Below are 333 nucleotides of genomic sequence, written 5' to 3' on the forward strand. Positions count from 1 at the left end.
CGGAAGGTGCGGCTGGATCACCTCCTTTCTAAGGAAGAATCAGTAGAGAATGAGTTTCATTGTTTAGTTATTAAGGAACAGCAAAAGCTGTAGACTTTACAGTTTCAAAAACTGAATAACTATTGCTGGTGGCGATGCGCCTAGGGGACACACCCGTTCCCATCCCGAACACGATGGTTAAGACCTAAGCGGCCGATGGTACTGCACTGGAGACGGTGTGGGAGAGCAGGTGGCTGCCAGCTTCAAACGGGGACGTAGCTCAGTTGGGAGAGCACCTGCCTTGCAAGCAGGGGGTCGAGAGTTCGAATCTCTTCGTCTCCATCCGGAAAGAAA

General features: G+C 51.1%; 1 tRNA gene and 1 rRNA gene. Both read left to right on the top strand.

Features of this window, described 5'->3' with window-relative positions:
- The first annotated feature begins 124 nt into the window (after positions 1–124).
- Positions 125–242, top strand: a 5S ribosomal RNA gene (gene rrf, locus DWX32_RS19385).
- Positions 243–248: 6 nt separating this feature from the next.
- Positions 249–321, top strand: a tRNA-Ala gene (locus DWX32_RS19390).
- The last annotated feature ends 12 nt before the right edge of the window (positions 322–333 follow it).

Source organism: Blautia sp. AF19-13LB, from assembly GCF_003479105.1.
GTDB classification, from domain to species: Bacteria; Bacillota; Clostridia; order Lachnospirales; family Lachnospiraceae; genus Fusicatenibacter; species Fusicatenibacter saccharivorans.